This window comes from uncultured Gimesia sp., assembly GCF_937910335.1.
Classification (GTDB): Bacteria; Planctomycetota; Planctomycetia; order Planctomycetales; family Planctomycetaceae; genus Gimesia.
Genome location: NZ_CALEMX010000442.1, coordinates 1 through 19,121 on the forward strand (window position 1 = coordinate 1; position 19,121 = coordinate 19,121).

Consider the following 19,121-nt stretch of genomic DNA (forward strand, 5'->3'; position numbering starts at 1 on the left):
TGATTTTGAAGAGGAAGAGGAAGAGGAAGACATTATCGAGGCCTTTGATGATGATGAAGAAGAAGATGATGAAATCGATGACGAAGAGGAAATTGAAGATGATTACACCCCCGCCTCTGCCGTTGTCGATGACGAAGATAAAGAGGAAAGTGCTCTCAAAGTAGCAGACGAGGAAAAAGATACGTACTGGGATGCCCTGGAAGGCTGGAATTGGGATGAAGAAGATTCTAAGTCCGTAAAATCGGTTCGCAAAACTTCGGATGAAACCGTTACTAAGGTCGAAGAAGAAGTTGTTGAAGCGAAAAAGCCCGCTCAAAAGAAACCATCCAAACCGCGCAGCCAGCAAGCAAAAAAACCAAAAACTCAAGCAGCAGCAGACCAATCGGCTCGAACAGATGAACGACTCGATGATGCTGACGCCTTTGGCTTTGGTCTTGTTTCTGAAGAAGTAGCTTTTCAAAACGAAGTCGCCTATGATTCCACTGACGAAGATGAAGTGGATGATGAGGGAGAAGCGGTAGCAGAAGAAGCAGATGTCGAAGCAGTAGACGAAGCGGAAACGAAACGTCCACGGAAGCGGCGTAGAAGACGCCGCCGGTCCCGCAAGACTGGAGACATAAAAGAAGAATCATCTGAAGCCGACAGCGTTGATGACGAAAATGAAGATGAGGAAGCGGGGCTTCAGGAGGAGGGCGAATCAGAAGATTCCGAAGAGGATTCCGAAACAGAAGAAAATAAATCGGATCGCCCTACTAAACGTCGTCCCCGTAGACGCAAAAGCTCACGACGTCCCGAAGCTGCTGACTCGGAAGAAACCACTGAAACCTCTGAAGCAGATGAAAGCTCACGCCCTAGAAAAAGAGAAGTTGAAAACAAGTACCCGAACGTTCCCAGTTGGGAAGAAGCGATTTCCTATCTGTTGAATCCGAAACTGGTAGGCGGCAAAGCCGACAACGAGGAAGAAGGCAAAAGTGAATCCTCAGAAGGTGACGCTCGCAAACGTTCGCCGCGGCGGCCTTCAAAAAGACGCGGGGGAAATCGTCGTCAAGCTCCTAAAAAGCCATCTTAAACAACGGCCCGCTGAAGCCTGACCCAAGCGAACGTCCCTGAGTCTGTTTCGGATGGGATTCTGAATCTGGAGGCATTGGTGATACGAAGAAAATGCAGCCGCCCTGAAAGTTAGAAATCATGTCGGACCAGTTTACTTCCCCGATCAATACCGTTGAAGAGATTCCTGCACTTCGCGTTTTGGTCCAGGCACAGCGTCAGCAACAGGCCTCTATTGGATTTGTTCCTACGATGGGTGCGCTCCATGCCGGGCATGCCAGTCTGATTGAACAGGCACGACGAGAGTGTGATTTTGTTATCGTTTCCATTTTTGTGAATCCTACTCAATTTGGGCCCAACGAAGACTTTGAGAAGTATCCTCGTTTACGAGAACAAGATCTGTCAATTTGCCAGGCAGCGGGAGCCGATCTGGTCTGGATGCCCACGACCGAAATCATGTATGCGCCTGATTTTTCCACGGTCGTTGAAGTAAAAGCGCTTTCACAAATTTTGGAAGGCGCAACCCGCACGACCCACTTTCAAGGTGTTACTACTGTCGTCACCAAACTACTGCTGAGTTGTCTGCCTGATGTCGCATTCTTTGGCGCCAAAGACTATCAACAGCAGGCCATCATTCGTCGGATGTGCCTCGATTTGAATATCCCAGTGGAAATCAAAACTTGTCCCATTATTCGAGACAGGGATGGTTTGGCGTTGAGTAGTCGTAACGTTTATCTTTCAGAAGCGGAACGTTCGTCAGCCTTGTCACTTTCTCAAGCATTGAATCTGGCGAAGGAAAAAATTGACGCAGGGGAAACGGACCTGAACCAGTTGAAAGCCGACATGCAACATCTCCTTAGCACAACCCCTTTGGTCAAACTGGATTATGCTACCATTGTCGATTCGCATACGCTGGAAGAGATTTCCGCCCCGCAACCAGAAATGGTGGCGTTGATTGCCGCTTATGTTGGGGAGACCCGTCTGATCGATAACTGTCTGCTCCATCCCGTGTAGACACGATAAAACGGTAATCTTTGCCGGTTTCTGCTATCTGATATTGACGTAACGTGTTAAAAAATAAGAACATACATATATCTATTGCTATAATTTGTCCGAAAACTCCGGTTTTCTTTTGAGAGCGGGAACTTATTTTGTCCCCCATTCGTCAAAAAGATACTGTGACCAATAATGATCAATACCTGATTCAAGAATGTTTGGCAGGTCGTACGGAGGCGTTTGATCAACTGGTTCTGAAATATCAGGACCGATTGTTTCGAACGTTAGTACGAATTCTGGGCTCGAGCGACGATGCGCGCGATGCAGCTCAGGAAGGTTTTACACAAGCGTTCTTCAAATTGAATTCGTTTCGAGGTACTGCTGCATTTTATTCCTGGTTATTTCGGATTTCGTTTAATGCGGCAATCTCTCAGAAAAGAAAAACCAAACGAACGACTACAACCCTGGATACACAAGATAATCCGGCTGGTAACTGGCTGGTAGATCCTCACCCCGAAAACCATCCCCCCGAATTAGCCGAACAGTCTGAACGGAAAAAGATTGTTCATCAGGCCTTGAATGAATTACAGGAAGAGTACCGAACCCCGTTAATCTTAAGAGAACTGGAAGGAATGTCCTACGGAGAAATTGCAGAGATCACGGCTATTCCCCTGGGAACGGTCAGGAGCCGCATTTTTAGAGGAAGGAATGAACTGAAACAGAAATTGAGCACGCTTTTTCAAGAGGAACCGAGATCGCGTGTTTCCCTCTCTGACCAAGAGTCATCGATAAGTGAATCAAAATGAGTAGTCACCCATCATCAAATGAAAAATTTTCCGCCTACTTCGATCATGAAGCCTCACCCGAGGAGCGCCAGGAGTTAGAATCACTTCTGGAAAATTCCGTCGAAGCACGGCAGGAACTTCATGAAATTGGAGAACTATCCCGGCTGTTACAGGAAACCGCCACGGAATCTGCGCCTCCCGAACTGGCAGCATCCATCCGCCGACGGATTGAGCAGGAAACCCTATTGACAAAAGCAGCACCCGCTGAGGTCAAACGTGTTCCTTCTCTGCTGCGTTATCGTATTGCTGTTGCCGTCAGTACTTGTTCTTCTCTGGCTGCTCTGATTTTATTTGTCTTATTGATGAACACTCCTGAAACTCCCTGGCAATTTCAAACACATTCGGCCGACCAGGTGGCATTCCAGCCTGCGACAAAGCCTGACAGTGAATCGACTCTCGTACGTCGCAAACATGGCCCCGAAGTCCGTACCAGTGCCAACCTCAGTTATTCCGGGAAGTCTGACATAAAAATCGTAAAGGCAATGCCTGCTCCTTCAATTGATTTTAACTCCGGAACAAGTCGCTCTGTCGATAAAACCAAAATGAATAATGGGTTGGCGTCAAACGGACGCACGACGAAAGACTTAAAAGGTAATTTTTCAGTAAGGAATACCCACGCAGAGCAGAAGGTTGGAAAAAGCCTTCCGAAATCAGCGATGGCGCCCCAATCACAGCCAATGGGGATTCCCGTTCATATTCCCCTCGATTCCATTCGCATAGGACAAGCGCTCCCGTATTTTAGCAATATCGATGGAAAAGTCGCTGTGATTGAAGTACACGTCGTTGATGTAAAACGGGCATTGGGAACTTTGGAATTATTACTGGCACGCAATCACATTCCCGTGGATCAAAAAAAACAGTCTGCCGTCGAACGTCAATTCAGTCGTTCACACATTTTAAAAGCCAAAGATGTACTTGAAACCAACCCCACTTTGGCCGAATCTGATCAGTCAGAAAATCAATTATTCGCCGTTTACGTGGAAGCGACCGACAAACAATTAGCATCCGCCCTGAAGGATTTTCAGAAGGACCTGCAGCGAGATCAACTCGTGGGACTTGCTTTACAGCCAGCCATCAAAGCATCCTCTTTGACAGAAGAATTCGGAGAATTACCTCAACTGCTGACGCAACGTTCAAACCTCTCTGATATGGACAAAGTAAACAGCGCCAAAGAAAACAGTGCCGTCGCTGGGACCCCCTTGCGTAGTCTCAAGCAGAAAATGGCAGTGTCCAATTCGCCCCAAAGAGATTCAGAATTCAAAAAATTACCCGTATCCGAATCGCTGACCAAAAAAAGGGAAGCGAGCAAGAGCAGGCAAAATTCTTTTCAAATGCGTTACCGGATGCAAATACCGGCGGAACAACGCGGTCAACGAGCGAAATTGGCTCAACTGAATGAAGCCAAACAGAAAATAGGGAAGAAACTCGTGCCCCCCCACCTTCCCGCGCTCGACGCATCAAAACCCTATAGCGCAGGAAAAAATATCACACCTAAACAAGAAGCTTTCCAGAATCAAGCACCTGCACCAGTAAAAGTACTCTTTGTATTCAAAGGGGCTGCCCCTCCCACCACATCCCCGGCTCCTCAGTAATGAATTTAGCCGGGAAGTGGTCTGAAAACGGTAGTGAAGCCTTGAAGGGCTTTTATCTGGCAGCTCCGACATGCCCCTTTGTTTTGGTCTGAATGCGGACCAGATATGTATCTGCGGTCAGATACAGAGTCGAGCCATCATTGCCCCAGGCACAGTTGGCAGTTCGTTCTCCGGTACTGATGCGCCCCAGCAGTTCGCCTGATGGTGTAAAGATATAACAGCCGCCAGGCCCCGTAGCAAAAATATTGCCTTTCAGATCTGTTTTCAAACCATCGGGCAATCCGGGCAGTTTGCCAACGGCAGGAGTGACATCGTAAAACAACTTGCCGGTTCCCAATGTCCCGTCTTTTCTGACAGGAAATGCTTTCCAGATAGCCGCTTTGGGATCGGATTGTGCTACGTATAATGTTTTTTCATCCGGAGAAAAAGCAATGCCATTGGGGCGCGTCATTTCCTTCGTCAACAATGTCAATGTTCCATCTTTTGCCAATCGATAGACGCCACAGAAATCGAGTTCACGACGGGGGTCGTCATAACGGTTTGGCAGGCCATAGGGGGGATCGGTGAAATACAGATCGCCATTGGATTTGAATGTTCCATCATTGGGACTGTTTAACCGTTTTCCCATGTAATTATCGACGAGCGTCCGCTTGCCTCCTTTTTTGGTCATGACGGAAACACGACGATCGCCGTGTTCGCAGGAAACCAGACGCCCCTTCTGATCCAGAAACAGTCCATTGCAACCAGGCTCATTTCCATAGGGAGTCACTCCTGTATAACCGGAAGGCTTGAGGAACAGCGAGGCCCCTTGCCCTTCTTTCCACTTCATGACAGAGTTACGTGGAATATCAGAAAACAGTAAATATCCTTCTTTGGCATCTCCGACCCAGACAGGTCCTTCTGACCAGTCAAAGCCGGAAGAGAGAACCTCTATCCTGGCATCCTTGTCTATCAGTTGATCCAGTCTTGGGTCCAGACGGATAATTTCGCCAATGGTGGGATAATTGGTAGAATCCTGAGCCTGTAGCTCTGATTGACTAAGACTCAATACAAAAGTTGCTAGAATCATGCAGGTGAAACGAATAGTTTTCATGTTTTTTTCCCTGTTTTCAGTCAGTAAGATCAATGTAATATCAGAGGGGAATCTTGAAATAACAATTCTACAGATTGTTCGCAGGAGATGCACGTATAGAGGAAATATTCTTGAATCCGGGGTCTGAAATCCTTGCATCCTGGAATCAGCCTGGATAACGTGATTTTTGAACCATTTGTCTCAGCCAGAGTCTTTTCAGGTGTGTGAGGATTGGTTAGAATCAGATCAATTCAGAGAGGGAACTGGCTGCTTCAGCAGCCGGTAGACTTCATATGGTGGGTATAGCTCAGTTGGTTAGAGCGCCGGATTGTGATTCCGGAGGTCGCGGGTTCGAACCCCGTTACTCACCCTTTTATTCAGCGATCAGTCTCATCGCCGCTCACTCTTCGCATGTCTGCGATCCCCATTGCATCGTCTAATAGACTTGACCCTATCACAGCGTTCTCCTCATTCGCTTCTCTGTATTTTGATACCAGTCAATCGAAAGATGAATCGGCCTGCGGGAATGTGCATCTATCACTTCTGGTTCACTCTCAATGAACTATTCTCGAAAAAGTACTGATCATTGAGTTTCTTGAACGCCTTCATTTTTTAATTGTATTATTTACAATCATAAGTGCTTGATCTCTGATTGAAATTGATAACTCAGTTTCGCATCCACTCTGGAACAAGTGCTTTTGTGCAATGAAGTCTCTGAAATCAGTAAAAACTTATATTGCCTGAATTTTTCGAATTCTATTATACTGGCCGTGTGATTGAAGTCATCACAATTCAATATGACCATCAGCCGGTCTTCAGGCGAGACCGCTGTGAAATCATCATATTTCGAGAGCGTTTTTTCAGGGACGGAGAGCCAAGCTCATGCATCAGGCCAGTAAAATTTTCTGCCGCAATTTGGAACGATCTATTTCTGCAAAAAAACAAATGCTGGAAGACACGGAAATGCAGCAGGAATTTTCGAAAGCGGTGGATCTGATCCTCCAAAGCTATCAAAGTGGAGGTCGATTGTACCTCGCGGGCAATGGAGGCTCAGCAGCTGATGCCCAGCATCTGGCAGCAGAATTTGTCTGCCGCCTGGGTAAAGATCGGGCTTCACTTCCCGCGGAAGCATTAACGACTGATAGTTCGATTCTCACAGCCATCGGGAATGACTACGGTTTCGATGTAGTGTTCTCGAGACAACTGGAAGGAAAATTGACAGAGAATGATGTTTTCCTGGGAATCACAACCTCCGGCAATTCCCCAAACATTCTGAAAGCAGTACAAACCTGTCAGGATAAAAATATTCCCAGCATTGTGTTTACCGGACACGGTGGGGGCGCAGTTCGGTCTCTCTGTGATGTGTGTGTGATTGCTCATGGCGAACTAACAAGCCAGATCCAGGAAGTGCATCTGGTGCTTGAACACACACTCTGTGAATGTGTGGAAGCGGCTCTGTTCAACTTTAAACTGGATATCAGTTCGCCCCATCAGGACCAACCCGGCTCTCTGAGACGGGCAGCCTGAATTAGCGATGCGGGCACAGTCATCTCCAAAGAAATCATTCTTTCTCGATCGTGATGGTGTGATCAATGTGGAGAAAGACTATCTGCACCGCATCGAAGATTTTGAATTCATTGATGGAATTTTTGAACTATGCCGGGCAGCAGAAGAGTCTGGTTACAGTTTGATCATCGTGACCAATCAGTCGGGCATTGCGCGCGGCTATTATACAGAACAGCAATTCATTGACTTAATGTCTTGGATGAAAGAGGTATTTGCAAATTGCGGCATCACGATTGCCGATGTGTTCTTTTGCCCGCATCACCCCATTCATGGAACAGGCCTCTACCGTGCCGACTGTGCCTGTCGAAAACCGAAACCCAAAATGCTGATCGATGCGGCAACGAAGCACAACCTGGACCTGTCTGAATCGATTCTGGTGGGAGATAAATCATCAGATATCAAAGCTGGTCAGGCAGCCGGCCTGAAAACAACAGCGCTGGTCGGAACGGGACATCGTGTGAGTGAAGCGGATAAAAAAGGGGCAGACATCTATGCCAGCTCATTATTAGAACTCAAAACAATCCTGTTTCCAGCGACAATCTGCACAGACTGATGGTACCTGTGGAAGCTTGCAAGAATCAGAATATGTCAGAGTCAGCGGATTGATCCTGAAGGTTATGCAGCATCACATTTAATGATGATCTCTTCGGGAATGATTTCTTCGACTTGACTGGCATCGAACGGTATGGTTTTGACTTCTACATCCGTGTGCCACTCGATTTCTCCAGGCTTTCCGGCACCGCAGTAAGCTGCCAGTAAAACCAACGGCATCCAGGCAGCACCCACAAATAAGATGCCCCATGCCGGCCAGATGATCGCACAGGCTGCCCAGGGAAAAAGCCAGCAGACATTGATGGCAAGGATACTCGATGTAACTTTGCGATGTGCCGCATGTCGGAGATTATTTTGATCCGCTGATCCTTCCAGCAACCGCGAAACTCTCTGGTAAGCATGGCTTTGATGTCCTTGATACCAACGATCTCCCCTGAGCATGCGTCGCATGAGCGTTACTGTGGCATCAATCCAAAAGACTCCCGGTAAGATCAACCAGACCCAGAGATTTAACGAACCGGCGGTCAGTGTCATCAGAGCCAGCATTCCCATGACAAATCCCAGGAAGGTACTACCCACATCACCCATAAAGATTTTTGCAGGTGCCCAGTTAGCCCCGAGAAATCCGAGCAATGAAACTGCCAGCAAGATCATCAAAGCCTGCTCAGTGGAATAGTCTGCCACTGAAGTTGAGGTCTGAAAGTAAATGAGAATACTTGCCATTACCAGCACGCTGATCGCTTCAGAAGCGGCCAGACCATCGATGCCGTCCATAAAGTTAAATAAATTTAACCACCACATCATTCCCAAAACGGCAATCGCCCCCATAAGCCAGGAGGCCTCCAGCCTGAATCCCCAGAGTTCTACAGCAGGTAAAGGAGACAAAACGGAAACCGATGAAATAATAATTAAGAGCTGTAAGCTAAGTCTTGTTTTGATGGACAACTGATTTAAATCATCCCAGAACCCGATCGCCGCGATGATTAATCCGCCGCTACAGATTGCAGTGATCGATCCCCGTGTCATCAATTCATTCCCATACAACAAACCGATTGAGCAAAGGCAGGTAATGACGAAGGCAATTCCTCCGCCGCGGGGAGTCGGCTGAATATGAGCACAGCGGCTGGTAGGCTCTTTGACCAATCCTAATTTGGGGGACAGTTTGACGAACAGTCCGGTACAAACCAGAGTAGTGACAAACAGGCTGAAAAGTATCAAGCCGGGCAATATTAAGCTGCCGCTAATCATCGACTTACATCACCCTTTAGAAAATGGCTGGTTTGATTGGAAATGTATCAGGGTCGAGTTCCCATTGATTGAACAGCAATCTCTGAAATTCTCATTTGTTTCAACCACACATGTTTCAGCCAAAAAAAAACATTGCCCATTCGAAATCGCAGTGCCCGGATCGGCATTCTCTCCTGATATCTAAGTCCCCAATGAGGCAGGACATATATCGCGAGGGAGTATACTGCGATACGAAAAGAGGGTCAATCCGATATCTTGCTATCACTCTGTTTACAGAGAGAAGGTCGGATAAAGGCTGCAAAGGGAGCTGATTGGTCTGAAAACAGTACGTTTCCGCGATTCAAGTGCACACCTTAACAAGTAAAGCGAGCCTAGTTTCACCTCCAACCAGTCATTTTGCAGCGGTTTTTTCGAAAACCAGAATATGCTGGCGCGGCAACACGCCGATGGTCTCTTTCCATTTCAGATTCAGTTCGGGGCGAGAGACCTCTTTTTTTGCCTGTGCTTCGGACATTTTATGTACGAGTTTAATGGGGACGGCTGGATCTTCTTTGCGATATTCAACCAGTACAACGCGCCCTTTGGGTTTGAGGGCTTTGGATATTTCCCGCATCATTTCATAGGGAAATTCAAACTCATGATAGACGTCGACCATGATGGCGAGGTCAATCGAAGCTGGTTTGAGTCCGGGAGATTTTTGCGTTCCCAAGACAGGATGGATATTATTGACGCCTGCTTTTTTGAGTTTTTTGTTTAAGAGATCGAGCATTTCCTGTTGCACATCAACGGCATACACGATGCCTCCCGGACTGACGTGATCAGCCAGGATAACAGAAATCACTCCACTGCCCGCGCCGATATCTGCGATCGCCATTCCCGGCTTCAATTTTAATGCTTTGGGAAGTAAAGACAGCCGTTCTTCCTGCTCACGCGAATTACGTTCCAGCCAGGGTGCGCCCTGATATCCCATCACATGCGCAATTTCGCGGCCGCGATAGAATTTGCCAATCCCATTCGGATCATGGTCTCGCGAATAAGAATAGAGCGATTTTTCCGAAAGTGGTTTCGGCTTGGCAGGCGCGACGGCAGGTTCTTCAGCAGACAGGGAGACCGTCAATAACAGACATACCAGAGAAGAGCATACAAAGCCGCTGATGCAGTTTCGTGACAGCAAATTCTTTGATGCATTCTTCATCTTCGCTCCTCTAACAGAGTCAGGGTTCAGGAGACGACTTCTCCTGTTTCGGGATGTCGATTGTGACGTTTCATGATTTCAGCCCACTCTTCCTGAGGAACTTCAGTCGCTTCATCCACCAGCATGACTGGTATGCCATCTTTGATGGGATACTTGAGCCGCGTATTGTGATCAACGGAAATCAGAAAGTCGCCTTCACAAATCAGTTTCGCTTTTGTTTTCGGGCAGGCAATAATGTCCTGCAAATGCTGCGGGTTAAATGACATTGGATATTTCTCTAAGCTATTTTCCTAAGATATTTATCGGGGCCAGCTTGATTCAATTGTAGCAAAAGAAACACAAGTTCAACAGTTTTCTCTAGAACTAAAGCTGGTGTTACCGCGATAGCCGACAGTTGCGGCTTTTTTTTCTTAGAAACCTCGCAATTTTTGAATGTCTTTGAACGTCCGCAAATCATAATCAATGCCAACATAATCCAGCACGGAACAGAGTGCACGAACGGCAACGCCGATTCCATCGGGGCCACTGAATCCACCAAACTGTCCGCCCCCTTTGAGATGAGGTTCGACTTCCAGGAAGACGCCGGGGACACCCAGTTTTTTCATTTTCTTTTCCATCTTGGGAAGCATCTCACGCAATTCGCGTAAGACAAACTCATGCCCGGCATCGCCCACGTTGGCGGGAACAAAGTTTTTCAGTCGTTCTTCATCGACGACGCCCGTCCATTCCAGACTCTTATCGACGGCGTAATCTTTAATGTGCAGCCAACCCATCGATTTACTCATATCATGAAACTCGCTCAAGCACTGCATGGCATCTTTATTCTGTGCAGCGATGTTTCCCCCATCATAAATCGTGACCATATTGGGCCGTTTCACTTTACGCGCTATCTCAGCCAGTAAAGGTCCGGTTTCACCAATCAGATTCGGTTCAATTTCCAGGCCATATACCAACCCTTTTTTTGCACAGAGATCTACAATCTGACCGATCTGATCGACGGCCTGATTCATATATGGTTTTGGATCTTCCCCTTTGGGAGGATAAAACGAAAAACCGCGAATCAATTTTGTTCCCAGTGTTGTAGCGGCGTTAATCGTGTTTGTGACTTCTTTTTTCAAATACTGTTTGAATGGAACAAACACATTGTGCGAGCCATCATCTTTATCAACCAGTTTAATTTTGCCAACGCGGGCTCCAACACTGGTGACATTGACTCCATACTCCTCGTGCAGATCGAGTAGTGCTTTATATTCTGACTTATTCAAATCAACGACATGTTTGACGTTTCCATCACCAAAGACATCAATAAAGCGGGGGCTGTAATACTTCAGGCCTAATGCAGAGAGTGCCACCATTTGCTCAACGGCTGTTTTATGATTGGCTGCTTCATCTGCAAATGCACTTAAAATCACACGAGGATTATCTGACATAACGGATTATTGCCTTTTATTTCTAAATCTAAAACGGATAAGGGTGGATCAATGTAATGGACCATGTCGGAGCCATTTTTGACAGGTTTCGGATAAGTTTCAAGAGCTACGAGATGATCCCGGCCGCTTTTTCAAAGGCCGTTCCTGATTTTGTTGTCTCGCCGAACCAAAACATCAGACAATCAAACGATCCGGCCGCATTCGAGCCGCATTTCGTAAATGCATGGTCATGGCTGCGGAAGCCGTTTCGGAATCTCGATTCTTTAACGAATCCAGTAGAAGCGTATGATCATATAGTCCGCGCGTCATAATTTCGGGTGTCTCTCCCATTGCAGAATAAGAAACCCGTTTATAACTCCAGCATTTATGAATGGCTTCAGAAATCGGTAAATTCCCACAATGTTCTGCAATTGTCAGGTGCAACGCATAATCAAACGAACGCGAGGCTGCTCCCCACGTCTGTAAATGCTTGCTGGATTGATCGCCATTCTCATACAGCTGCTGGCACGATTTGACCTCAGCAGCCAAGGATTGTAAGCGGACCAGCTCTGTTTCGGGAATATTTTGTGCTGCCATCGCTGCAGCAGATGGCTCGAGCAATACCCGCAATTCATGGATTTCAACTAGCCAGTTTTCAGCTCCTTCCCTGACAACAGCGCGATGATTTTTCTGCTGAATCACAATTCCATCTGCCTGCAATCGCGCTAACGCCTGCACAACGGGCGTGCGACTGACACCAATTTCGCGCGCCAACTGTGTACTTTTCAGCTCGGTTCCATCCGGAAGCTCGCTGCGAATGATGCGTAACAATAATTTCTGGTAAACTTCATCAACGAGTGATGGGCTCACATCATCCTCAATGACTGTTTGTCCATTCAATTCCATTAACGTAGTACTGTTTTTACTCATTTGTCTCTCGTCTCAAACGGGGAACCATTCCAAGTGTAAAAACCAGATTGATGTCAGATAGCCGCAAATGAATCCTTCTGAAAAAGAGTGCTTTCTTTCCCTCTGAACTCAGTCCAGAGGCTTGACAATTCCTGAACCACCCCCTAAAGTGAATTCACTTTAACCCTTTCCGAAGTCTTCTATACTTATTATATCCAATATCATAGCAAGTATTTTGGAAATTAGACACAATAAAACGACCTATATTGAATTCACTTGGGAATATATTTATGAACTCTGAGGCAAACACAAATCAGCTGAAAGCGGGCATGGTCGGGTTCGGCATGATCGTGGATGAGACGTATCGACCTTTTTTTGAGACCGTTCACGAGACGGGGCTTTATCAACGTGCCACTGGTCCGGTTGAGATTTCGCTGGAGGCGGTCGCCACACGAACTGGCTCGCGGGCGGAAAAATATCTTGCGGAACGGGGGGATAAAGTCGGCGGATTTCAAAGTTTTGCCGGCGATGATGCAATTGAACAGATGGTGAAATCAGGATTGGATTTTGCCTGTGTGGCGTCCCCCGATGATCGGCACTTTGATTCCTGCAAAAAAGTTCTGGAGTCTGGCACGCATCTGATCGTCGAAAAACCTTCCGTTCTGAAATTACAGGAACTGGATGAACTGACCGCATTGGCACTGAAAAACAATGTTGCAGCGAAGATCGTTTACCATAAGTTACTCGACCCGGATCATAAAAAACTGCGCACGCTGGTTCATGATGATGTACTGCAACATGTAAATAACGGGTACTGTTCTCTGCTGGAACCCAAGTCGATTTCCGGCAGTCAGTTTGCTCAATGGATTACGGGCCGCAACCCGGGAACTTATGTTGCCGTCCATTATATTAAACTGATTGATTTCACGTTCGGAGGAAAACTGAAAACAATTACGGCGTCTGGCCAGCGTGGTTTAGTTGGTGATCAAGATGGTCCTACGTGGGATAGTTGTCAGATGAAGATGGTTTACGAATATGATTCTGGTCGCGAAGCCGCCTTTGATATTCATACATCCTGGGTCACACCTGATAATTTTCCCGGTTACGTCGAACAGGAAGTCCAATTTCGTTTTGACAATGGATTATGGAACGGCCATTCCCGCAAGCGAGGCGTGGAATGTACGGTGGAAGAGAAAACACCCTTTACGCTCAAAAATTCGATGAACAACCATTATAACGGTACTTTTGTCGAACCATGGGGTACTCGCTCGCAGCGCGGTTATGGGATTGAAGTCATTGAACGATTTGCCCGTGAAGTGGCATTGATTGAGCATGGCGGCCCTGCTTCGGAACGTCAACAACGACTGGATGAAGTGCGTTCGCTGAGTTACAACGATTTGTCTGCTGACCGCCAGACGGTCGCCGCCGTCCAGGCGTTGGAAGCCATTCTGGAAAAACATGTGCAAGGTGAACCCGACTGCGTCGTGCGTGTGAACGACGAACAGGGAGGCCTTGTACTTTATCGTCCCGGTTCCTCTGAAGCGGACGTACTTTATGAGGGAACCGTTTAAGTTCACTTCGCTTCAAAACGAAGTATCAATTTTTTTATCGATCTGTATTCGCCATTCAGTAACACAAAAGAGAGAACTATGACCACAGCCATTCAATTTGACAATGAAAATCAATCCAATGCCATCCGAGAGGATTTGTTCCAGACAGAACCATTGGCGCTCCGCACATTTACTCCCAGTCAGGCTGTGCTTGCAAAATCAGCGGGCTGTTTTCACTGGACTCCCGAAGGGCGCCGTCTGTACGATTTCACTTCTGGCGTTCTGGTCGCCAACCTGGGACACAACCCACGTCGTTGGATGAAACGTTTCAGCGATTACCTGGGCTGGAAGCCGGAAGACATTACGGGCGAAGGTGAAGGAGATTACTTTGAGGCTGCTACTCTAACTGCTTATAACGCGGTTACTGAAATTGAAACGAAAGCCAGCAAACGCCTGATCTCCAATATTCAATCTTTCAAAGGGGGCAATCGTTGTGAAAAGGTGCTATGGGCCGCCTCTGGTTCGGAAGCAGTGCAAAAAGCACTCTGGGCCTGTCTGCATCGTGATCCCGAGCGGGACATCATTCTAGCTACGCGTCATGGATTTCATGGCAAAAAAGGTCTGGCGGGTGCGGTCACCGGATCGGAGACAGATCCGGACCGAGATCCACGTGTCAAATTCATCAGCTTCCCGCGTGAGGAATGCGATGATATCACGAAATGTGATCAACCATTGGATACTGCCTCATATCAGAAAGAGCTGGAAGATCTGTGGAACGAATTCGGCACGCGAATTAATTGCCTGATTACTGAACCTTATCTTGGTGGTGGCGGAAGTTATCATCCTCAGGTGGAGTATCATAAAGTATTGCAGGATTTCTGCCGTGCCCATGATATCATGCTGATCCTGGATGAAGTTCAGGCTAACTTCGGTCGTACCGGTTGTATGTATGCCTTTGAAAAATATCAGATCGAACCCGATTTTGTCGTACTCGGCAAAGGACTCGGTAATGGAGTTCCCGTTGCCGCTGCGGTTGGCCGTGATGATGTGATCGCCAGCTTAAAGTACGGTGAAGCCTCTGATACCTGGAGTGCCAACCCAATCTCGTCTGCTGCGGTGCTGGCGACCCTGGATGAATTCGAAGGTACTGATGTGATGGAAAACACACAGAAGCTGTCGGCGATGTATATCGACGGTCTGCAAAGCCTGAAAGAGACTGGTATCGTCGCAAAAGTTCGGGGCGAAGGCATGGTGTTTGGAATTGAATGTGCCGAACTGGGTGGTAAAACCAGCCAGGAAGTGGCCATTGAACTGGTCAAGTTCTGCTACCTCGGCGAGCAAGGTGGAGACGGCATTCATTTACTGGGTGCTCTGGCCGGCAATGTATTACGTATCAGTCCTCCGATGACGATGACGGAAGCACAAGCGGCAGAGTCGATTACACTTTTAACGCGTTTATGCAAAAAACTGTCCGAGCAACTGCAAGCGGCGACAGCCTCTGCGTAAACCAAAATCAAGCAACTGATAACAAAACAGGCCCCGGTTTTTTCCGGGGCCTGTTTCATTTTTTTACAGTGAATCTTTATTTGAACTAAAACTGTCGTTGATTGCGCCATTGTTCCAGTTGTTCTGCTGTCAGATTTGCGGGAGGAGCCGCTGACTGGGCACTTCTGGGACGAGGGTCCTTCTTAGGAATCGGTGCTCCGACTCCTGCAGGACTCATCCCTTTCGAAACACCTGGCTTTTGTCTGTTGACTTGCGCTGTCTGTTGATGTTTCGCCTGAGAATAGGAAGCCTGTCTGGTTCCCGCATTGATACCCGTTGATTCGCTGGCAGACACTCCGGCTAACATCAGACGGTTTTCTTTCTCACGCCTGATTTCATCGAGCCAGTACTGAGCTTCGTTGAATTCGGGTTTCAGCAGGACTGCCTGGAGGAACTGTTGCTCGCTGGCCTGCATTTGTCCTCGATCTCTCAGAATGTAGCCAATGTTATAATGGGCTTCCGCTTCGCCGACGGCACGGATCAAATGGGGCATGGCACCCTGATAATCTCCGGAAGAAGCCATCGCAATTCCCAGTTGATAACGCACATTTTTGTCTGCGGGCGTTGATTTCACCGCTTGACTCAGCAGAGCAATTGCCTGATCCCATTTTTCTTCTGCTGCATAGAATTGGCCGATATTCGAACGTACTTTGGGATCATTGGGGGCCATCTCTAAAGCCTTTTGAAACCCTTTTTCGGCTTCGACTTTACGGCCGGCCACTTGATCTAACCTTGCTAACCCGAGAACCGCTTCTACCGATTTCGGGTTTTCCCCTAATGCGACTTCGTAGGAAGAACGGGCGGCTTTTGTATCACCCATTTTTTCCTGAAGCTGGCCGTGAGTGACGTAAAACTTACCTGGATCCTTCAGTTTATTTTTGGCAACTGAAATTTTATCTTTCAAACTGACCGGTGCTGTATCATCTGTTTTCGAAACAATTGAGTTTCGCATGTTAGAACAGCCGTTGCAAATAAGTAATGCACAAGCGATTCCAGCGATCCATGTCTGTTTTGTCATTTGTATTGACATTAAATTACCTCCGTGAGGTGCACTTGAAAGACGTGAATTTTGATTCCCCATTTTGCTTGACAGGTCGGACCGATTGCCTTTGATTTTTTCCTGTCAATTCTGAATTGCAAACAGAACTGACGATTAAAAAATCGCAATAGATCAAGACGTGTGACCATGGGTAAATCAGGTTGCTTTATGGGCCTATTGTGTAAGGCACAATTAAGAAATTCAGGAAAGGAATTTATATTTGACAGAAGAAACGTTGCGCTGCTTCTGTAATGAGTTGAGAGTTAAGGATGGGTTCCTGTCCTTTAAATCGACAGATTGACTGCAAAATCTCCAGTAAATCTCGCGGGTCGCTGGATCTGGGGGGTTTTCCCTGATTGTAATAATTGTCATATAGATAACTTACGAAACCTGGGTCGTATGGTATCTCCCTTTGACGGCAACAAAGCTTGCTGATCTCGGTAAAGACCTCCCGCGAAGGAGCGTTGATGGGAATCTTATGTCGAATACGACGAAGAAAGGCTTCGTCTACCAGGTCCTTGGGGTCGAGATTGGTTGAGAAGATAATGAGCTGTTCAAAGGGGACGGCAAATTTCTTGCCTGTCTCCAGGGTTAAGTAGTCAATCCGATCCTCTAGCGGCATAATCCACCGGTTGAGCAGGTCTTTGGGACTGACAAGCTGCCTGCCGAAGTCATCAATCAGAAAAACGCCGCCGTTGGCTTTAAGATGTAATGGCGCTGTATAAAAATTGCTGGTTTTGTTGTAGCGTAAATCGAGCATGTCCAAAGTCAGCTCGCCACCCGTAATGACAACCGGACGCCTGATCCTTCTCCAGCGGAGGTCTGTTTCCGGCTTGACCCATTCTTTTAATTCCGGAATGCGCCCCCCTTTTTTCGAGTCAGATTGAATTCGCTCCCGAAGTTCATGGTCATCGGTTGTCTGATGAAGTGTCGGGTCAAACAGTGTAATAATGCTGCTTTCCATCTGAATGGCATAGGGGACGTAAATTTCTCCCCCCTGAAGATTGAGAAATCTTCCCAACCCTTTGGCAATCAGAGTTTTACCGTTACCCGGAGGTCCATAAATAAAGATCGAACGACCGCTGCAGACTGCGGGGCCGAGTTCATCCAGGAGTCCTTCACGAATAATGAATTCGGAAAAGGCGGCTTGCAGTTTCTCTGGAGTACAATCAATGCCTGTTACTGTTTGCAACCGGCACTGTTTAACATAAGCCTCCAGTGTGACTGGCGCGGGTCCTACATAACGGCATTGTTCAAACGCTTCCCGGGCACGAATCCGCCCTAGTTCGGTCAGATTAAAACGATAGGAAGAACGACCGATCATCTTGCCGGAGGACACTTCGATGCATTTTTCCTCTTTGAGAAAAATGAGTGCCTCATCGATAATACTGAAGGGAAGATGGGTACTGCGAGATATATCAATTCCCAGCGCACTTCCCTGTAAATAAAGCTGTTTCAGAACCAGATTGCATAGCTGCATTAAAGACAAACCGCTCTCTGCCAGCGTTTGCGGTGCCTGAATCGATTCTCCTTCGTATCTGACCTGCTTTAAGGGAAGCGCGGGTGCATCCAGTTCATTCTCTATCAGAGCCGTTTGTGAACCATTGGTGGCCTGTTTTTTTTTGAATAGATCGCTGTAAAGGTCTGTCAGATCATTGTTAGCTGCAGCAAAACGAAGCCCCTGGTCAGGGTCTGTTTCCGGTGGTTCAGAATGTTCATCCTGCTCCGGAAACGTCTCATCAGTTGGCGCTTGAAGTTCATCTTCTGTAGGACGATCAATCATGACGAGGTTTCGTCTGAATTAATAAGAGAAAGAAACAGGATTGCAATCAAACAGAACAGCGACCGTTTTTAGTTACTGCCATTTGCCGCTGATCCACCTCCTGATGTGTATTCAATTCGTGGAGGCAAGATCGAACCGACATAGGCTCGGTACTTGAGATCTTCCTCACGAGCAGGACGGCCATAAGCTGGTGTCACTCTTAACATTGTGGAAGGAACATTCTGAGTACCCGCCATCTCTGAAGCGGCATGTTGGACATTCGCCAATCGCTGCTGGCTCTCAATGGATGCATTGGCAGTCTGTACAAAAATGATACGGCGGCTTTCCGGCGCATGTTCGAGAATCCAACGTAAATGCAGTAAGCCGGCTTCTGTTAACTTGTTACCTTCATTTTCAAAGTGATAGGCATAAAGCGTTGTTTGATCGGTCCAGCCATTATGAATTTGTCGTTCCATAATATCTTTTACGTAAGCGCGATCTTCACACGTATATGGGTGCGGCCAATAGTGTGCGTGATGGTACTTGTTCCAGAAATGCTGTTTTGGTCCGGTCGGTCGGGGGTAAGGAGGCCATAGCTGACCAAATTTATATTTTTGGCGCGAACCAATGGGTCGAGAGGCTTTCTCCGCCCATTTTGCCTCTTTATCTTCCGAGGAACTAAATGGCCAACCCGCCTGAACTTCGACACCGTTTGTCAGGCTAACCATAAATAAGATAAGTAGATACGAATTAATTTTGACGGCAGTCGTCATGCCATCTCCCCCCTGTTTGAA

General features: G+C 47.2%; 16 protein-coding genes, 1 tRNA gene and 1 pseudogene. 9 read left to right on the top strand and 9 right to left on the bottom strand.

Going from position 1 to position 19,121, the window contains the following annotated elements:
* The 4 genes and pseudogenes from Q0668_RS17450 to Q0668_RS17465 form a co-directional block, all read left to right on the top strand.
* Nucleotides 1-1,069 (top strand): annotated as a pseudogene (locus Q0668_RS17450) (hypothetical protein); the annotation flags it as partial.
* Nucleotides 1,070-1,188: 119 nt separating this feature from the next.
* On the top strand, nt 1,189-2,061 hold the full coding sequence (panC, locus tag Q0668_RS17455; protein ID WP_298866952.1) for a pantoate--beta-alanine ligase: 873 nt from the start codon (nt 1,189-1,191) through the stop codon (nt 2,059-2,061).
* Nucleotides 2,062-2,198: 137 nt separating this feature from the next.
* Nucleotides 2,199-2,849 (top strand): sigma-70 family RNA polymerase sigma factor, encoded by a 651-nt coding sequence (locus tag Q0668_RS17460; protein ID WP_298866954.1) that lies wholly within the window; start codon nt 2,199-2,201, stop codon nt 2,847-2,849.
* On the top strand, nt 2,846-4,480 hold the full coding sequence (locus Q0668_RS17465) for a hypothetical protein (RefSeq protein ID WP_298866956.1): 1,635 nt from the start codon (nt 2,846-2,848) through the stop codon (nt 4,478-4,480). The genes Q0668_RS17460 and Q0668_RS17465 overlap by 4 nt, the downstream gene beginning before the upstream one ends.
* 52 nt (nt 4,481-4,532) lie before the next feature.
* On the opposite strand, the gene Q0668_RS17470 is transcribed toward Q0668_RS17465, so the two are convergent.
* Nucleotides 4,533-5,549 carry an SMP-30/gluconolactonase/LRE family protein gene (locus Q0668_RS17470; RefSeq protein ID WP_366918943.1) on the bottom strand — a complete coding sequence of 339 codons (1,017 nt, stop codon included), beginning with the start codon at nt 5,547-5,549 and terminating at the stop codon, nt 4,533-4,535.
* Nucleotides 5,550-5,848: 299 nt separating this feature from the next.
* On the opposite strand from Q0668_RS17470, the gene Q0668_RS17475 reads away from it, so the two are divergent.
* The 3 genes from Q0668_RS17475 to gmhB all read left to right on the top strand — a co-directional run bounded on the left by Q0668_RS17475 (nt 5,849) and on the right by gmhB (nt 7,671).
* Nucleotides 5,849-5,922: transfer RNA gene (locus Q0668_RS17475), tRNA-His, on the top strand.
* 512 nt (nt 5,923-6,434) lie between these two features.
* On the top strand, nt 6,435-7,079 hold the full coding sequence (locus tag Q0668_RS17480) for an SIS domain-containing protein (protein WP_298866960.1): 645 nt from the start codon (nt 6,435-6,437) through the stop codon (nt 7,077-7,079).
* A 7-nt stretch (nt 7,080-7,086) separates the two neighbouring features.
* Nucleotides 7,087-7,671 carry a D-glycero-beta-D-manno-heptose 1,7-bisphosphate 7-phosphatase gene (gene gmhB / locus Q0668_RS17485; RefSeq protein ID WP_298866962.1) on the top strand — a complete coding sequence of 195 codons (585 nt, stop codon included), beginning with the start codon at nt 7,087-7,089 and terminating at the stop codon, nt 7,669-7,671.
* 62 nt (nt 7,672-7,733) lie between these two features.
* Here the strand turns inward: gmhB and Q0668_RS17490 are convergent, their stop codons facing one another.
* The 5 genes from Q0668_RS17490 to Q0668_RS17510 all read right to left on the bottom strand — a co-directional run bounded on the left by Q0668_RS17490 (nt 7,734) and on the right by Q0668_RS17510 (nt 12,452).
* Complete coding sequence (locus Q0668_RS17490; RefSeq protein ID WP_298866964.1) at nt 7,734-8,918, bottom strand: glycosyltransferase family 4 protein; 1,185 nt, start codon at nt 8,916-8,918, stop codon at nt 7,734-7,736.
* A gap of 391 nt (nt 8,919-9,309) precedes the next feature.
* Entirely contained in the window at nt 9,310-10,113 is an 804-nt protein-coding gene (locus Q0668_RS17495; RefSeq protein WP_298866966.1) for a class I SAM-dependent methyltransferase, read from the bottom strand.
* A 26-nt stretch (nt 10,114-10,139) separates the two neighbouring features.
* Nucleotides 10,140-10,379 carry a hypothetical protein gene (locus Q0668_RS17500; RefSeq protein ID WP_298866967.1) on the bottom strand — a complete coding sequence of 80 codons (240 nt, stop codon included), beginning with the start codon at nt 10,377-10,379 and terminating at the stop codon, nt 10,140-10,142.
* 144 nt (nt 10,380-10,523) lie between these two features.
* Entirely contained in the window at nt 10,524-11,543 is a 1,020-nt protein-coding gene (locus Q0668_RS17505; protein WP_298866968.1) for a TIM barrel protein, read from the bottom strand.
* Between the two features lie 174 nt (nt 11,544-11,717).
* Nucleotides 11,718-12,452 (bottom strand): GntR family transcriptional regulator, encoded by a 735-nt coding sequence (locus tag Q0668_RS17510; protein ID WP_298866969.1) that lies wholly within the window; start codon nt 12,450-12,452, stop codon nt 11,718-11,720.
* Between the two features lie 269 nt (nt 12,453-12,721).
* On the opposite strand from Q0668_RS17510, the gene Q0668_RS17515 reads away from it, so the two are divergent.
* Nucleotides 12,722-14,002 carry a Gfo/Idh/MocA family oxidoreductase gene (locus Q0668_RS17515; RefSeq protein ID WP_298866970.1) on the top strand — a complete coding sequence of 427 codons (1,281 nt, stop codon included), beginning with the start codon at nt 12,722-12,724 and terminating at the stop codon, nt 14,000-14,002.
* A gap of 78 nt (nt 14,003-14,080) precedes the next feature.
* Nucleotides 14,081-15,487, top strand: coding sequence for an aspartate aminotransferase family protein (locus tag Q0668_RS17520; protein WP_298866971.1), 1,407 nt, complete (start codon nt 14,081-14,083; stop codon nt 15,485-15,487).
* 85 nt (nt 15,488-15,572) lie between these two features.
* Here the strand turns inward: Q0668_RS17520 and Q0668_RS17525 are convergent, their stop codons facing one another.
* The 3 genes from Q0668_RS17525 to Q0668_RS17535 form a co-directional block, all read right to left on the bottom strand.
* Nucleotides 15,573-16,556: a lipopolysaccharide assembly protein LapB gene (locus Q0668_RS17525; protein ID WP_298866972.1), complete on the bottom strand. Its 984-nt coding sequence runs from the start codon at nt 16,554-16,556 to the stop codon at nt 15,573-15,575.
* A 223-nt stretch (nt 16,557-16,779) separates the two neighbouring features.
* Nucleotides 16,780-18,348, bottom strand: a complete 1,569-nt coding sequence (locus Q0668_RS17530; protein WP_298866973.1) for an ATPase — start codon at nt 18,346-18,348, stop codon at nt 16,780-16,782.
* 68 nt (nt 18,349-18,416) lie between these two features.
* A complete protein-coding gene (locus tag Q0668_RS17535; protein ID WP_298866975.1) occupies nt 18,417-19,100 on the bottom strand; it encodes a hypothetical protein in 684 nt (227 codons plus the stop codon).
* Nucleotides 19,101-19,121 lie beyond the last annotated feature (21 nt).

Bases quoted from the DNA above. Each gene is read 5' to 3' on its own strand.
- gmhB (WP_298866962.1), top strand. From the start codon at position 7,087: ATGCGGGCACAGTCATCTCCAAAGAAATCATTCTTTCTCGATCGTGAT.
- Q0668_RS17530 (WP_298866973.1), bottom strand. From the start codon at position 18,348: ATGATTGATCGTCCTACAGAAGATGAACTTCAAGCGCCAACTGATGAG.
- panC (WP_298866952.1), top strand. From the start codon at position 1,189: ATGTCGGACCAGTTTACTTCCCCGATCAATACCGTTGAAGAGATTCCT.
- Q0668_RS17535 (WP_298866975.1), bottom strand. From the start codon at position 19,100: ATGACGACTGCCGTCAAAATTAATTCGTATCTACTTATCTTATTTATG.
- Q0668_RS17480 (WP_298866960.1), top strand. From the start codon at position 6,435: ATGCATCAGGCCAGTAAAATTTTCTGCCGCAATTTGGAACGATCTATT.
- Q0668_RS17505 (WP_298866968.1), bottom strand. From the start codon at position 11,543: ATGTCAGATAATCCTCGTGTGATTTTAAGTGCATTTGCAGATGAAGCA.
- Q0668_RS17470 (WP_366918943.1), bottom strand. From the start codon at position 5,549: ATGATTCTAGCAACTTTTGTATTGAGTCTTAGTCAATCAGAGCTACAG.
- Q0668_RS17495 (WP_298866966.1), bottom strand. From the start codon at position 10,113: ATGAAGAATGCATCAAAGAATTTGCTGTCACGAAACTGCATCAGCGGC.
- Q0668_RS17465 (WP_298866956.1), top strand. From the start codon at position 2,846: ATGAGTAGTCACCCATCATCAAATGAAAAATTTTCCGCCTACTTCGAT.
- Q0668_RS17525 (WP_298866972.1), bottom strand. From the start codon at position 16,556: ATGTCAATACAAATGACAAAACAGACATGGATCGCTGGAATCGCTTGT.
- Q0668_RS17510 (WP_298866969.1), bottom strand. From the start codon at position 12,452: ATGAGTAAAAACAGTACTACGTTAATGGAATTGAATGGACAAACAGTC.
- Q0668_RS17520 (WP_298866971.1), top strand. From the start codon at position 14,081: ATGACCACAGCCATTCAATTTGACAATGAAAATCAATCCAATGCCATC.
- Q0668_RS17490 (WP_298866964.1), bottom strand. From the start codon at position 8,918: ATGATTAGCGGCAGCTTAATATTGCCCGGCTTGATACTTTTCAGCCTG.
- Q0668_RS17515 (WP_298866970.1), top strand. From the start codon at position 12,722: ATGAACTCTGAGGCAAACACAAATCAGCTGAAAGCGGGCATGGTCGGG.
- Q0668_RS17500 (WP_298866967.1), bottom strand. From the start codon at position 10,379: ATGTCATTTAACCCGCAGCATTTGCAGGACATTATTGCCTGCCCGAAA.